This window comes from Enterobacter sp., assembly GCF_977039595.1.
This window is the reverse complement of record NZ_CDRQYH010000050.1, coordinates 13,298-28,688: the sequence shown is the minus strand read 5'-3', so window position 1 is coordinate 28,688 and position 15,391 is coordinate 13,298. Positions and strand designations below refer to the sequence as shown.

At 55.3% G+C, this 15,391-nt stretch carries 12 protein-coding genes; 8 read left to right on the top strand and 4 right to left on the bottom strand.

The features are described 5' to 3' along the window. From ACWYRJ_RS14875 to ssuB, 4 genes are all read left to right on the top strand, one after another. The coding region (locus tag ACWYRJ_RS14875) for an aliphatic sulfonate ABC transporter substrate-binding protein (protein WP_455508177.1) at positions 1-523 on the top strand (523 nt) is incomplete at its 5' end. Continuing rightward, entirely contained in the window at positions 520-1,665 is a 1,146-nt protein-coding gene (ssuD, locus tag ACWYRJ_RS14870; protein ID WP_455508176.1) for an FMNH2-dependent alkanesulfonate monooxygenase, read from the top strand. The genes ACWYRJ_RS14875 and ssuD, both read left to right, overlap by 4 nt. Before the next feature lie 9 nt (positions 1,666-1,674). Continuing rightward, entirely contained in the window at positions 1,675-2,466 is a 792-nt protein-coding gene (ssuC, locus tag ACWYRJ_RS14865; RefSeq protein WP_455508175.1) for an aliphatic sulfonate ABC transporter permease SsuC, read from the top strand. Beyond that, complete coding sequence (gene ssuB, locus ACWYRJ_RS14860; protein ID WP_149366278.1) at positions 2,463-3,233, top strand: aliphatic sulfonates ABC transporter ATP-binding protein; 771 nt, start codon at positions 2,463-2,465, stop codon at positions 3,231-3,233. The genes ssuC and ssuB overlap by 4 nt, the downstream gene beginning before the upstream one ends. A 50-nt stretch (positions 3,234-3,283) precedes the next feature. Here ssuB and pepN read toward each other — a convergent pair whose 3' ends face one another. Further along, on the bottom strand, positions 3,284-5,896 hold the full coding sequence (pepN, locus tag ACWYRJ_RS14855) for an aminopeptidase N (RefSeq protein ID WP_115874643.1): 2,613 nt from the start codon (positions 5,894-5,896) through the stop codon (positions 3,284-3,286). A gap of 254 nt (positions 5,897-6,150) precedes the next feature. Here pepN and pncB point away from each other — a divergent pair, with 254 nt between their 5' ends. From pncB to aspC, 4 genes are all read left to right on the top strand, one after another. After that, positions 6,151-7,353 (top strand): nicotinate phosphoribosyltransferase, encoded by a 1,203-nt coding sequence (pncB, locus tag ACWYRJ_RS14850; RefSeq protein ID WP_455508174.1) that lies wholly within the window; start codon positions 6,151-6,153, stop codon positions 7,351-7,353. A gap of 165 nt (positions 7,354-7,518) precedes the next feature. Further along, a complete protein-coding gene (asnS, locus tag ACWYRJ_RS14845) occupies positions 7,519-8,919 on the top strand; it encodes an asparagine--tRNA ligase (RefSeq protein ID WP_111964555.1) in 1,401 nt (466 codons plus the stop codon). Between the two features lie 606 nt (positions 8,920-9,525). After that, positions 9,526-10,629, top strand: a complete 1,104-nt coding sequence (locus tag ACWYRJ_RS14840; protein WP_047651295.1) for a porin — start codon at positions 9,526-9,528, stop codon at positions 10,627-10,629. Positions 10,630-10,813: 184 nt separating this feature from the next. Continuing rightward, positions 10,814-12,004, top strand: coding sequence for an aspartate transaminase (gene aspC / locus ACWYRJ_RS14835; RefSeq protein ID WP_033145106.1), 1,191 nt, complete (start codon positions 10,814-10,816; stop codon positions 12,002-12,004). Positions 12,005-12,052: 48 nt separating this feature from the next. Here aspC and ACWYRJ_RS14830 read toward each other — a convergent pair whose 3' ends face one another. The 3 genes from ACWYRJ_RS14830 to ldtD all read right to left on the bottom strand — a co-directional run bounded on the left by ACWYRJ_RS14830 (position 12,053) and on the right by ldtD (position 15,270). Next, positions 12,053-12,700 carry an MBL fold metallo-hydrolase gene (locus ACWYRJ_RS14830; RefSeq protein WP_008499950.1) on the bottom strand — a complete coding sequence of 216 codons (648 nt, stop codon included), beginning with the start codon at positions 12,698-12,700 and terminating at the stop codon, positions 12,053-12,055. A 20-nt stretch (positions 12,701-12,720) separates the two neighbouring features. Continuing rightward, positions 12,721-13,272: a YcbK family protein gene (locus ACWYRJ_RS14825; protein WP_032639289.1), complete on the bottom strand. Its 552-nt coding sequence runs from the start codon at positions 13,270-13,272 to the stop codon at positions 12,721-12,723. 174 nt (positions 13,273-13,446) lie between these two features. Continuing rightward, positions 13,447-15,270, bottom strand: a complete 1,824-nt coding sequence (gene ldtD / locus ACWYRJ_RS14820) for a L,D-transpeptidase (protein WP_115874641.1) — start codon at positions 15,268-15,270, stop codon at positions 13,447-13,449. Between the last annotated feature and the right edge of the window lie 121 nt (positions 15,271-15,391).

The window sequence follows — 15,391 nt, the reverse complement described above, 5'->3', positions numbered from 1 at the left end:
AGCTCTGCAAGAGGCCGGACTCAAGTTCACCGACATTCAGCCCGTCTACCTGACTCCCGCTGACGCGCGCGCCGCGTTCCAGCAGAAGAACGTTGATGCCTGGGCCATCTGGGACCCGTACTACTCCGCCGCATTGCTGCAGGGCGGCGTTCGCGTGCTGAAAGACGGTACCACGCTGAAGCAGACCGGCTCGTTCTATCTGGCCGCACGTCCTTATGCGGAAAAGAACGGCGCATTTATTCAGGGCGTGCTGGATACCTTTACCCAGGCCGATGCCCTGACACAGACCCAGCGTCAGGAGAGCATTTCCCTGCTGGCGAAAACCATGGGCTTACCTGAGCCGGTGATCGCGAGCTATCTCAACCACCGTCCGCCGACCACCATTACCCCGGTGGACGCACACGTCGCCGCACTTCAGCAACAAACGGCTGACCTTTTCTATCAAAACCACCTGGTGCCAAAACAGGTCACTATTCGCGAACGCATCTGGCAGCCCGCAGGCAAAGAAGGAGCTAAATCATGAGTCTGAATCTTTTCTGGTTTTTACCCACCCACGGTGATGGACACTATCTTGGTACAGAAGAGGGCTCGCGCCCGGTTGACCACGGCTACCTGCAGCAGATTGCGCAGGCGGTGGACCGAATCGGTTTCACTGGGGTGCTCATCCCGACCGGACGTTCATGTGAAGATGCCTGGCTGGTCGCCGCATCAATGATTCCGGTCACCCAGCGTCTGAAGTTCCTGGTTGCCTTACGTCCAAGCGTCGTCTCCCCTACCGTGGCGGCACGCCAGGCGGCAACGCTGGACAGACTATCCAACGGCCGCGCCCTGTTTAACCTGGTGACGGGCAGCGATCCGCAGGAGCTGGCAGGCGACGGCGTGTTCCTCGACCATACCGAACGCTATGAAGCTTCCGCCGAGTTCACCCGCGTCTGGCGACGCCTGCTGGAAGGTGAAACCGTTACCTTTGAAGGCAAGCATATTCACGTTCGTGACGCGAAACTCTACTTCCCGCCGGTACAGCAGCCGCGACCGCCGCTCTATTTTGGCGGATCGTCGGATGTGGCCCAGGATCTGGCGGCAGAACAGGTCGATCTCTATCTGACCTGGGGCGAACCGCCTGAGCTGGTGAAAGAAAAAATTGCCCAGGTACGCGCTAAGGCGGCCGCCCATGGCCGTAAGGTGCGCTTCGGCATTCGCCTGCATGTGATTGTGCGCGAAACCAGTGAAGAAGCCTGGCAGGCGGCGGACCGCCTAATCTCCCATCTGGATGATGAAACGATCGCCAGAGCCCAGGCCGCATTTGCCAAAACCGACTCCGTCGGGCAGCACCGGATGGCATCCCTGCACAACGGCAAGCGCGAGAATCTGGAGATTAGCCCGAACCTGTGGGCGGGCGTTGGTCTGGTGCGCGGCGGTGCGGGCACGGCGCTGGTGGGCGACGGACCGACCGTAGCTGCACGTATGAACGAATACGCCGAGCTGGGTATCGACAGCTTCATTCTCTCCGGTTATCCGCACCTGGAAGAGGCCTACAAGGTCGGCGAGCTGTTATTCCCGCACCTGGATGTCGCCATTCCGGAAATTCCGCAGCCGCAGCGGCTCCAGCTGCAGGGCGAAGCCGTGGCGAACGAATTCATTCCACGTAAAGCCGCACAGAGCTAAGGAGCGACCATGTCTGCCACCTCACAAAAATGGCTGCTGCGCGCCGCGCCGTGGTTTTTACCCGTCGGCATTGTGGCTCTCTGGCAGCTCGCGTCGTCCACCGGCTGGCTGTCGAGCCGCATTCTGCCCTCTCCGGAGGGTGTTGTAGAAGCGTTCTGGTCGCTGAGCATCAGCGGTGAGCTGTGGCAGCACCTGGCGATCAGCTCCTGGCGCGCGGCGATCGGGTTTTCCATCGGCGGCAGCATCGGTCTGGTCCTGGGCCTGATCAGCGGTCTTTCACGCTGGGGCGAGCGGCTGCTGGACACCTCCATCCAGATGCTGCGCAACGTGCCGCATCTGGCGCTGATCCCGCTGGTCATCCTGTGGTTTGGGATTGATGAGAGCGCCAAGATCTTCCTCGTGGCGCTGGGCACGCTTTTCCCCATTTACATCAACACCTGGCACGGCATCCGCAATATCGATCGCGGTCTGGTCGAGATGGCACGCAGCTACGGCTTGTCCGGTTTTTCCCTGTTTATTCACGTGATCCTGCCGGGCGCCCTGCCCTCCATTATGGTCGGGGTGCGTTTCGCGCTCGGCCTGATGTGGCTAACGCTGATTGTGGCGGAAACCATCTCGGCCAACTCCGGGATTGGCTACCTGGCGATGAACGCCCGCGAATTCCTGCAAACGGACGTGGTGGTGGTTGCGATTATCCTTTACGCCCTGCTAGGCAAACTCGCCGACGTCAGCGCCCAGTGGCTGGAGCGCATCTGGCTGCGCTGGAACCCGGCCTATACACTTCAGGAGGCGAAAGCATGAATACTGCACGACTGAATCAGGGGACACCGCTACTGCTGAACGGCGTCACCAAACGCTACGGTGAAAACACCATTCTTAACGGGCTGGATCTGCATATTCCCGCCGGACAATTTGTGGCCGTTGTCGGGCGCAGCGGCGGTGGAAAGAGTACCCTGCTACGGCTTCTGGCCGGGCTGGAAGCCCCCAACGGCGGCGACATTCTGGCAGGGACAACGCCGCTTTCGAATATCCAGTACGATACCCGCATGATGTTCCAGGACGCGCGCCTGCTGCCGTGGAAAACGGTTATCGACAATGTCGGGCTCGGTCTTAAGGGCAACTGGAGGGATGAAGCCCGCCAGGCGCTGGCCGCCGTTGGGCTGGAAAATCGAGCCGATGAATGGCCTGCAGCCCTTTCGGGTGGACAGAAGCAGCGCGTGGCCCTGGCGCGCGCGTTAATTCACCGTCCGGGCCTGCTGTTGCTTGATGAACCGCTGGGCGCGCTCGACGCCCTGACGCGAATCGAAATGCAGGATTTGATTGGATCTCTCTGGCAAGCACACGGCTTTACGGTACTGCTGGTGACGCATGACGTGAGCGAAGCCGTCGCAATGGCCGACCGGGTGCTGTTAATAGAAGATGGTAAAATAGGTCTGGATCTGACAGTGGATCTTCCGCGGCCTCGTCGCGTGGGCTCGGCAAGACTGGCGGAGCTGGAAGCGGAAGTGCTGGATCGGGTGATGAAGCGTGGAGGTACGGAGTTACAGCAAGCTAAGGCTAATGCCTGATGCCCTCACCCCGGCCCTCTCCCACAGGGAGAGGGCCGGGTTAACTTTTATTACGCTAAGGCTTTAGCAATCTTCTCGTACAGATCGCCAGACAGGTTTTCCAGCCCTTTCAGCTGCTCAAGCGCGGCACGCATTTTCGCCTGACGCTTCGCATCGTAGCGTTTCAGACGGATCAGCGGCTCAATCAGGCGCGACGCCACCTGCGGGTTACGGCTGTTCAGCTCGGTCAGCATTTCCACCATGAACTGATAACCGCTGCCGTCTTCGGCGTGGAACGCGGCCGGGTTGCTGCTTGCAAACGCGCCAATCAGCGAACGCACGCGGTTTGGGTTGCTCAGTGTAAAGGAACGATGCTTCAGCAGGCTGCGCACGTTGCTAAGCGCATCGGCCGCCGGGCTGGTCGCCTGCAGGATGAACCACTTGTCCATCACCAGGCCATCCTGATGCCACTTGTCGTCGTACTCCTGCATCAGCGCATCACGACACGGCAGCTCAGCGGCAACGCTTGCACCCAGAGCGGCCAGCGCGTCGGTCATGTTATCCGCTTCATGATACTGCTTGCTCACAAGGGTGTTCGCCAGCTCGGTTTCACCAAACGCCAGGTAGCGCAGGCAGGTATTACGCAGAGAACGTTTACCAATGTCCGCGTGCTCAACGCGATAAGCATCAAGCTTGTTGGCGTTATAAATGGCGAGGAACTCGTCCGCCAGTTCAGCAGCCAGCGTACGGGTCAGCGCTTCACGCACCGCCACGATCGCGATCGGATCGATAATCTCGAACAACTCGGCGATTTCCGTTGCTGACGGCAGGGTCAGAATTTCAGCGGCGAGCGCCGGGTCAATCTTCTCATCCAGAAGGATCGCGCGGAACGCGTCAGCCACGTGCACAGGCAGCGACAGCGGCTGGCCCTGCTGGTGACGGTTTACGTTGATCTTGATGTAGGTCGCCAGCAGGCTTTGCGCCGCATCCCAGCGGGAGAAATCGTTGCGCGCGTGACGCATCAGGAACGTCAGCTGCTGATCGCTCCACTTGTACTCCAGCTTCACCGGCGCGGAGAATTCGCACAGCAGAGCAGGCACCGGCTGGAAGTAGACGTTATCAAAGATAAAGGTCTGCTCGGCCTGGGTCACGTTCAATACGTGGTGTACCGGGTGGCCGCCCTTCTGCAGTGGGATGACTTTGCCTTCGTTATCGTACAGCTCAATGCTGAACGGAATATGCAGCGGATATTTCTCTTCCTGCTCTGCCGTCGGCGGCGTGCGCTGACTGATGGTCAGCGTGTACTGCTCGGTTTCCGGATTGTAGTCGTCTTTGACGGTAACAATTGGCGTACCGGCCTGGCTGTACCAGCGGCGGAAGTGGGAAAGATCGACATTAGAAGCATCTTCCATTGCCTGCACAAAATCGTCGCAGGTGGCCGCGCTGCCGTCATGACGCTCGAAGTAGAGCTGCATCCCTTTCTGGAAGTTCTCTTCCCCCAGCAGGGTGTGGATCATACGGATAATTTCTGCGCCTTTTTCGTACACCGTCAGGGTGTAGAAGTTGTTCATCTCAATGACTTTATCCGGGCGGATCGGATGCGCCATTGGGCTGGCATCTTCTGCAAACTGCAGGCCGCGCATGGTTCGCACGTTGTTGATGCGGTTCACCGCGCGTGACCCCAGATCGGAGCTGAACTCCTGGTCACGGAAGACGGTCAGGCCTTCTTTCAGGCTCAGCTGGAACCAGTCGCGGCAGGTGACGCGGTTACCGGTCCAGTTGTGGAAATATTCGTGGCCGATGACGCGTTCGATGTCGAGATAATCTTTATCGGTGGCGGTATCGGTGCGCGCCAGCACGTATTTGGAGTTAAAGACGTTCAGCCCTTTGTTCTCCATTGCGCCCATGTTGAAGAAATCGACGGCGACGATCATATAGATGTCGAGGTCATATTCGAGGCCAAAGCGCTCCTCGTCCCACTTCATGGAGTTGATGAGCGAGGTCATCGCCCACGGCGCGCGGTCCAGGTTGCCGCGGTCAACAAACAGCTCCAGCGCCACCTCGCGGCCTGAGCGTGTTTTGAAGGTGTCGCGCAGCACGTCGAAGTCCCCCGCCACCAGCGCAAACAGGTAGCACGGTTTCGGGAACGGATCCTGCCACTGAACCCAGTGACGGCCATTCTCCAGCTCGCCTTCGCCCACGCGGTTGCCGTTGGAGAGCAGGAAGGGATACAGGGTTTTATCGGCGATGATTTTGGTGGTGAAGCGCGCCAGGACGTCCGGGCGATCGAGATACCAGGTAATGTGGCGGAACCCTTCCGCTTCACACTGGGTACACAGCGCCACGCCAGACTGGTAAAGCCCTTCCAGCGCGGTATTGGCGGCCGGGCTGATTTCATTCACGATGCGCAGCGTAAACTGTTCCGGCAGGTTGTCGATGACCAGCTGGTTGTTTTCTTCTTTATAGTCCGACCAGGCTTCATCGTTAATATGCAGGGAGACCAGCGTCAGGTCTTCGCCATCCAGACGCAGCGGCACGGCAGTTGCGCTGTGGCGCGTCACCTGACTCACCGCCGTAACAACGGTTTTAGTGGCATCCAGGTCAAAAGTCAGATCGATTTCGCTAATCAGATAATCCGGCGCACGGTAGTCGTGGCGGTATTTGGCTTGTGGCTGTTGTGTCATAGAAAACCTTATGCATCGTTTGTCGAGTAACGTTTCAATATATTCCTGTTGCGCAAAACGCGCTATGCAGAATGTTCATCTTTTCAGGGGCAAAACCTTTTTTTGCTACATTTGTATAACACGGGGCACAAAATGCCCTCGACCATAAAACGCGCTTATGTTGTGATCGGGGTTCAATAAATCACTAAACAAGGTATACTCCGGAGTTGTTTATTGTACTAAACGCTCCTGTGAGAGGATGCTACTGCGCACCTATGACTCAATTCGCTTCTCCAGTTCTGCATACGTTGCTGGATACCGACGCGTATAAACTGCATATGCAGCAAGCCGTTTTCCACCACTACTATGACGTTCACGTCGCGGCGGAATTCCGCTGTCGTGGCGACGACTTGCTCGGTATCTACGTAGACGCCATTCGTGAACAGGTCGATGCTATGCAGCATCTGACGCTGCAGGACAAGGAATATCAGTGGCTTTCTGGCCTGCCTTTCTTCAAAGCCGACTACCTGAACTGGCTGCGCGATTTCCGCTATAAGCCGGAGCAGGTCACCGTGCTTAACGATAATGGCAAGCTGGATATTCGCCTTGAAGGTCCGTGGCGGGAAGTGATCATGTGGGAAGTGCCGCTTCTGGCGGTGATCAGTGAACTGGCTCACCGCTACCGTTCGCCGGAAAAAGGCGTCGAGCAGGCGGTCGCCGCGCTGGAAAATAAACTCGCAGCCTTCTCCACGCTGACCGCAGGCCTGGACATGTCCCGCTTCCGCCTGATGGACTTTGGCACCCGCCGCCGTTTTTCGCGCGACGTACAGGAGGCCATCGTTAAACGTCTGCAGCAGGAGCCGTGGTTCGTGGGCACCAGTAACTACGATCTGGCCCGTCGCCTCAACCTGACGCCGATGGGCACCCAGGCGCACGAGTGGTTCCAGGCGCATCAGCAGATCAGCCCTGACCTGGCCAACAGCCAGCGAGCGGCGCTGGCCGCATGGCTTGAGGAGTACCCGAATCAACTCGGGATCGCCCTCACCGACTGCATTACGATGGATGCCTTCCTTCGCGACTTTGGACCTGAATTTGCAGAGCGATATCAGGGGTTACGCCACGATTCAGGGGATCCGATCGAGTGGGGCGAGAAGGCGATTGCCCATTACGAGAAACTTGGCATTGACCCGATGAGCAAAGTGCTCGTCTTCTCGGATAATCTCGACCTGGCGAAAGCGGTCGAACTCTATCGTCATTTCAACACCAGAGTGAACCTGAGTTTCGGGATTGGTACCCGGTTGACCTGCGACATTCCTCAGGTAAAACCTCTGAATATTGTGATAAAGCTGGTGGAATGTAACGGCAAGCCGGTGGCGAAACTCTCCGACAGTCCGGGTAAAACCATCTGCCATGACAAAGCGTTTGTCCGCGCATTGCGCAAAGCGTTCGATCTCCCCTTGATTAAAAAAGCCAGTTAAGCGCTTACGGGAGCCTTTATGGCTCCCTTCCCTTATTTATTTCTCAATTCTTCTCTTTTGACTGCGAAATTTACTTGTCTGATAGCGGATGGCAGGTAACATAGATATCCCCCCATAAGGGTGGACAAGTATTTATTTTTTCCGACTATTAACAGAGAGAATATTATGAGCGTTGTGCCTGTAGCCGACGTACTCCAGGGCCGTGTCGCCGTTGACCAGGAAGTCACCGTGCGCGGATGGGTGCGTACCCGCCGAGATTCTAAAGCTGGCATCTCCTTCCTCGCCGTCTATGACGGTTCCTGCTTTGATCCTGTACAGGCCGTCATTAATAATTCTCTGCCCAATTACAATGATGACGTTCTGCACCTGACAACGGGCTGTTCCGTTATTGTCACCGGCGTGGTTGTAGCATCACCGGGTCAGGGCCAGAGCTTCGAAATTCAGGCTTCTGCCATTGAAGTCACCGGCTGGGTTGAAGATCCGGATACCTATCCGATGGCGGCTAAACGTCACAGCATCGAATATCTGCGTGAAGTGGCCCACCTGCGTCCACGTACCAACCTGATTGGTGCGGTGGCGCGCGTGCGTCATACGCTGGCGCAGGCGCTGCATCGTTTCTTCGATGAACAGGGTTACTTCTGGGTGTCTACCCCGCTGATCACTGCGTCCGACACAGAAGGTGCCGGTGAGATGTTCCGTGTCTCTACGCTGGATCTCGAAAACCTGCCGCGCACGCCGGAAGGTAAAGTGGACTATGACAAAGACTTCTTTGGTAAAGAGGCCTTCCTGACCGTTTCCGGTCAGCTCAACGGCGAAACGTACGCCTGTGCGCTGTCTAAGATCTACACCTTCGGCCCTACCTTCCGCGCAGAAAACTCCAACACCAGCCGTCACCTTGCGGAATTCTGGATGCTGGAGCCGGAAGTGGCGTTCGCCGACCTGGACGATGTTGCGGGTCTGGCGGAAGCGATGCTCAAGTACGTCTTCAAAGCGGTGCTGGAAGAGCGTCCTGACGACATGAAATTCTTTGCAGAACGCGTAGACAGCGATGCAGTAGCGCGTCTGGAGCGTTTTGTCTCAGCCGACTTTGCGCAGGTGGACTACACCGACGCGGTGGCGATCCTCGAGAAATGCGGTGAGAAGTTCGAGAACCCGGTTTACTGGGGCGTAGACCTGGCGTCTGAGCACGAGCGCTATCTGGCCGAGAAGCATTTCAAAGCGCCGGTTGTCGTTAAAAACTACCCGAAAGACATTAAGGCCTTCTATATGCGCCTTAACGAAGACGGTAAAACCGTTGCAGCGATGGACGTCCTGGCGCCGGGCATTGGTGAAATCATCGGTGGCTCTCAGCGTGAAGAGCGTCTTGACGTGCTGGACGCGCGTATGGAAGAGATGGGGCTCAACCCAGCTGACTACAGCTGGTACCGCGATCTGCGCCGTTACGGTACCGTACCGCACGCCGGTTTTGGTCTGGGCTTCGAGCGTCTGATTGCCTACGTTACCGGTGTTCAGAACGTACGCGACGTGATTCCGTTCCCACGTACTCCACGTAACGCCAGCTTCTAATCGCTAAAAGACTAAAATGGCCAGCATCTGCTGGCCATTATTTTATTCTGTATTGTCAGTTTTCGTCAGCTTAAAGTCAGCGTCTTTAAACCTTCGCCCCGTCACAATCACTACCTGTTACGTTTTGTTTCCGCGAAACATCCAGCCACAAAAAATAAACCCTAGTCTTATTGCGATTATTTCACCATCGGGCAACAGCACAAATTTCGACCATTTTTACAGCCATCCAGAAGGCTTTCAGTAGTCATAAGAAAAACCGGGTCGTTTAGCGTCTGTTTATATGAATTGCCTTTATCCAAATTAATCATAAGGAATTCATATATATAGGATATGCTCTGTTGTTTAATTCGCCAGGGCACTCTGAAGTTTGAGGTGGTTCACAAAGTTCCCAAAAATACATATTTAGTTACACATATTTTCTTTCTGTTACTCAATCTTGAGAATTGTAGCACTTTCAGGCTAGCGAAACGCTTCGGCGAATGGAAAGATGCCTGTCAGATACATAAAGACACCTAACTCTCATCAATAGTTCCGGAAATATTTATTGACAGAATTTATTGACGGCAGTGGCGAGTGTCATAAAAAAACCAATGAGGGTAATAAATAATGATGAAGCGCAATATTCTGGCAGTGGTAATCCCTGCCCTGCTGGTAGCCGGTGCAGCTAACGCTGCAGAAATCTATAACAAAAACGGCAACAAGCTGGACTTCTACGGTAAAGTTGTGGGCGAACACGGCTTCACCACTTCTGGCGTACACAAAAATGCTGACTCCTCTTATGGCCAGATCGGCTTCAAAGGCGAAACTCAGATCAATGATCAGCTGACCGGTTACGGCCAGTGGGAATACCGTGCACGCGCCGGTGCAGCTGAAGGTGACCAGACTAACGTAACTCGTCTGGCTTTCGCTGGCCTGAAAATCGCTGACGCGGGTTCTCTGGACTACGGTCGTAACTACGGTATCGTGTATGACGTAGAATCCTACACCGATATGGCTCCATCCTTCTCTGGCGAAACCTGGGGTGGCGGTTATGTTGATAACTACATGACCAGCCGTTCTACTGGCCTGCTGACCTACCGTAACAACAACTTCTTCGGTCTGGTTGATGGTCTGAACTTTGGCGTTCAATACCAGGGTAAAAACGATCGTAAAAACCTGAATGAAGCAAACGGCGACGGCGTTGGTCTGTCACTGGGTTACGAGTTCGGTGAAGGCTTCGGTCTGATCGGTGCCTACAGCACCGCTAACCGCACGCTTGAGCAGAAAAAAGATGGTAAAGGCGATAAAGCTGAATCCTGGGCTGTTGGCGCGAAATACGACGCAAACAACATCTACCTCGCGACCGTTTATGCAGAGACTCGCAACATGAGCCGCCTGGGTAACAGCGGCGAAAACTATGTTCCGAATGATGATGGTAATGTTTATAACATTGCTAACAAGACTCAGAACTTCGAAGTTATCGCACAGTACCAGTTCGACTTCGGCCTGCGTCCTTCCGTTTCTTACGTTCAGTCCAAAGGTAAAGACTTGAACGGCATCGGCGACCGTGACCTGGCGAAATACATCACCACTGGTGCGACTTACTACTTCAACAAGAACTTCAACGTGTACGGTGACTACCGCTTCAACCTGCTGGACGACAAAGATGCGTCCACCAGCTGGGTTGGCTCTGACAACCAGGCTACCGTTGGCGTAACCTACCAGTTCTAATCAGAACACCACTTTGTTATATGCTTAATGAACAGGGCTTCGGCCCTGTTTTTTTATGCCTGACAGAAAATAATGGCGACTTTTGAAAAGCCGCACGCTTTTCGTCGCAAACGGTTGGCATTTTGTAAATCTACCGTTAACCTGATAGCGGATTTCACTTCTGTAATCACAATGGAACTTCGTCATGTTTGAGAACATTACCGCCGCTCCTGCCGACCCGATTCTGGGCCTGGCCGATCTGTTTCGTGCCGACGACCGCCCTGGCAAAATCAACCTGGGTATTGGTGTATATAAAGATGAAACCGGCAAAACTCCGGTACTGACCAGCGTTAAGAAAGCTGAGCAGTATCTGCTGGAAAACGAAACCACCAAAAACTACCTCGGTATTGATGGTATCCCTGAATTTGGTCGCTGCACCCAGGAGCTGCTGTTCGGTAAAGGCAGTGCAATTGTGAGTGACAAACGTGCCCGCACAGCACAGACCCCAGGCGGTACCGGTGCGCTGCGCGTGGCGGCGGATTTCCTTGCGAAAAACACCTCTGTTAAGCGCGTTTGGGTAAGCAACCCAAGCTGGCCTAACCACAAGAGCGTGTTTAACTCTGCGGGTCTGGAAGTGCGTGAATACGCCTACTACGACGCGGCAAACCACTCTCTCGACTTTGACGGCCTGCTGGCGAGCCTGAGCGAGGCGCAGGCAGGTGACGTGGTGCTGTTCCACGGCTGCTGCCATAACCCAACCGGTATCGACCCGACGCTTGAGCAGTGGCAACATCTGGCGAAGCTGTCCGTAGAGAAAGGCTGGCTGCCGCTGTTTGACTTTGCCTACCAGGGCTTCGCCCGTGGCCTGGAAGAAGATGCCGAAGGCCTGCGCGCGTTCGCAGCCGTGCACCAGGAGCTGATTGTCGCAAGCTCATATTCCAAGAACTTCGGTCTGTACAATGAGCGCGTGGGTGCCTGTACGCTGGTTGCCGCTAACGAAGAGACCGTCGATCGTGCGTTCAGCCAGATGAAATCGGTTATCCGCGCTAACTACTCTAACCCACCGGCACACGGTGCGTCTGTTGTTGCGACTATCCTGAGCAACGATGCGCTGCGCGCTATCTGGGAACAAGAGCTGAACGATATGCGTCAGCGTATTCAGCGCATGCGCCTGCTGTTTGTGAACACCCTGGCTGAGAAAGGCGCGGATCGCGACTTCAGCTTTATCATCAAACAGAACGGTATGTTCTCGTTCAGCGGTCTGACCAAAGAGCAGGTTCTGCGTCTGCGTGAAGAGTTTGGCGTGTACGCCGTGGCCTCTGGCCGCGTGAACGTTGCAGGCATGACGCCTGACAACATGGCGCCACTGTGCGAAGCGATTGTCGCCGTACTGTAATTTGCGCCCATAAAAAAGCCTGCGTTATGCAGGCTTTTTTTATTCGGGTTACCAGACAGGCATTTCATCCTGAAGGAACGGGTTATGGAGCCGTTCATAGCCCAGCGTCGACATCGGACCGTGTCCAGGGATAAACGTTACATCATCACCCAGCGGCAATAACTTCTGTTTAATCGACTGAATCAGTTGACCGTGATCGCCGCGCGGAAAATCGCTGCGTCCTACGCCACCTTTGAAAATCACATCGCCGGAAATCAGCAGACGGGACTGGTCATCAAAGAAGACGATATGGCCTGGCGTATGCCCAGGACAATGCAACACCTGTAAAGTCACATTCCCTATGCTAACGCGCTCTCCTTCGTTCAGCCAGCGATCGGGCGTCAAAGGCTGACACTCATCCAGGCCAAACATGCGGCTTTGGGCGGGTAACCCCTGCAGCCAGAACTCATCTTCTTTTTCCGGACCAACTATCGGCACGCCGTAGTGTTCAGCCAGTTCAGCCGCTGCACCCACATGGTCGAGGTGACCATGCGTCAGTAAAATCTGCATGAGCGTCACGCCGCTGTCGGCGACTTCCTGCTTGATCTTCTCAGCGTCACCGCCGGGATCGACAAGCGCGGCCAGTTTAGTCTGTTCGCACCAGATGAGAGAACAATTCTGGGAGAACGCGGTAACCGGAATAATACGATAGTTCATACTGCTCCTGTGTTTCGTTATTACCAGTGCCGAACCGGACCGGTATCAATATGCACAAAGTTGCTGCTGGGGTAATATCCTACACCACCTGCGCGCATAGATAACGCAGCTTTGCGAATATTGGCTAACGAAACGCCTTCAATATGGAAATCCATTGCCTGTCCCTTCGTGTGATAGCTTTTTTTCGCTACCCCGCGACTGTGGGCGCGCAGTTCATTATTGGTATCAATCGAACGATAGCCAGAAATGAGCTGAACCGGCTTGCTGGTGCCCAGCAGGCCCTGAAGGCGGAAAAGCTGATCAAACAGTCCTGGATCGATGGCTTTTATTTTATTCGCGCGGAAATCACGGAAAAAATGGTTAAGTCTTGCTAATTCATCCTGAATATAGCCTCTGCCATCGAAAAACTCCGCTTTTAGCGACTCACCGGTATGCAGGTTGTTGAGCGTTAAAACTCGCGGACGAGGTGTCGAGAGGGTGGCAAATGCTGGCGTCGGCAAGATGGCCGCTGCGCCAAGCGCAACACCACCTAACGCCAGCAGTTTGCGGCGATTAGCGTCAAATTTGTCCATGATAATCAGGTCTACAGGTAAAAGAAATCGTAATATGCTTAGCGCACGAAGGGCACCTTAACTGGCAAAACCGGGTACGTCAAGGCGCCCAACCCCAGTGAATACGCGGCTTGCAGCGATATTGCCCCTTATTCACCCTAACTTACGACAATCATTTTTCCCGAACTGCTTCATTTACCTGATTAATTGTTCCGCTTTTGGCAAAATTTGTGCGCCGGATCGCGCGGTGAGATCATAATTGTAAATATCTGTACGGTACTGAGTACGCCCGTCTTCGCCAACAAACGCCGTCAGATAGTAAAGATTGACCGGAATGTTGTGTCGAATATTAACGTAACGCGTATCCCCCTGCTTCAGGGCATCGGAAATGCGCGTATCGTTCCAGCCCGCATCCTGCAATAGCATATTGGCCAGCTCCGAGGCTTTGTTCACGCGTACGCAGCCAGAACTCAGCGCGCGAGTATCTTTCTGGAACAGATTGTGGTTCGGCGTATCGTGCAGATAGATAGCGTCTGAACTCGGCATATTGAATTTGTAGCGCCCTAAAGAGTTATGCGCCCCGGGTGCCTGCTGGAAACGGAACGGCAGATTAGAAGCCGTAATTGTCGACCAGTCGACCATATAAGGATCGATGGCCTCTTTACTGTTCCATCCGCGCATCACCGTATAGCCATGACGTTCCAGATACCCCGGATCGTTCCAGACCTTCGGCAGAATGTCTTTTCTCGCCAGCGTCGGCGGCACGTTCCACGGTGGGTTAACCACCACGTTATTCAGCGCGCTGCTCATCATCGGTGTTTTACGATCCGGACGCCCGACAATCACGCGCGACGCCAGTTTTTCGCTACCGTCCTGATAATAGACCAGGGAATAAGCCGGAATGTTAACCATAATTCCGGTAGAGAGTGTTCCAGGCAGCAGGCGCAAACGCTGGATATTGAGCGCCAGCACACCTGCCCGCTGCGCAGGCGATACGTTCAGCCAGTCTCGCGTCGTCTGGCCAATGACGCCATCGGCCCCCAGCCCCTGTGCGGTCTGGAATTGCTTCACTGCCGCAACCAGCTCGCGATCGTATGCTGCGGGTTTATTGCTGACGGCAATCGTTTTTTTCTCTTTCACGGGAGCTGACGGGCTGACCGCCGCATTTTGCGGATCGTCGCCTGGCAACGCAATATGTGGCCCGCCATCAAGAAGACCGGAACGAGTCAGGATCTCGCGCAGGGCAGGCACATCGCTGCTCCACTGCCCCGGACGCAGCGTCGCGGTGCCGCGCATCTGAGGCCATGGGCGCGAGTCACCAACCAGCGCGAGGAGCGACTGGTGCAGAGTGGCATATTGTGGGTGCGCCGGTGCGAGGCTGGCGATAAAGCGCGGCAGTTCGCCGTTATCCAGCGCTAACTGCCATTGGTTAATCACCGACAGTGCCGGCGTCGCCAGCTTGTACGGCTTATCGCTGTAAAGCCAACGGTTGCCGTTGACCGGAATACCCGCCACGAACTGCAGGTAGCCCATCATGGCATCGGAAAGCACCACGTCCCGCGCCTGCCCGGTGACGGCAGGATCGGTTAACAGCTCAACCCATTTTGTAAACTGCGGCTGAAACCCTGCAATCGCGACCTCCGCGAGCTGTTGCTGGAAGGCGCGCACGGCATCGCGGTTTTCCCACATCGGTTTCATATCGCGGGCAGCATAAAGGAGCGTGAGCTGATTGAGATAGACAGGCGCGTACCCGGACGGCAGCCCCGACTGCAGCTGCTGGCTGAGCGATTCGGCGTCGATACCTTCCGGCAGCGGCTTAATACCGGCCATGATAGCCGTTGCCGGAGACTGGTCCAGAGGCTGGGACAACGACGTTGGCTGCGCGCCTGTCGTTGCCGAGCTGTCAGTCGGCACAATTTCAGGCTCGTCGGCCTGGGCGGTTAACAGCGGAGCAAACATCACTGCCAGGCATAAACTCAGCGCCGACAGCTGACGACCACATTCTTTCTTAAGCAACATCCCTTGCCCCCTGTTTTCACGACATGCCCATCACGTTGGGGCTTTCTTTCATTATAGGTAGACGGCTAAGCTGTTGCCTTACCTTATGTAAAGAAGTTTAAAGATAACGCAGCCCTAAGCA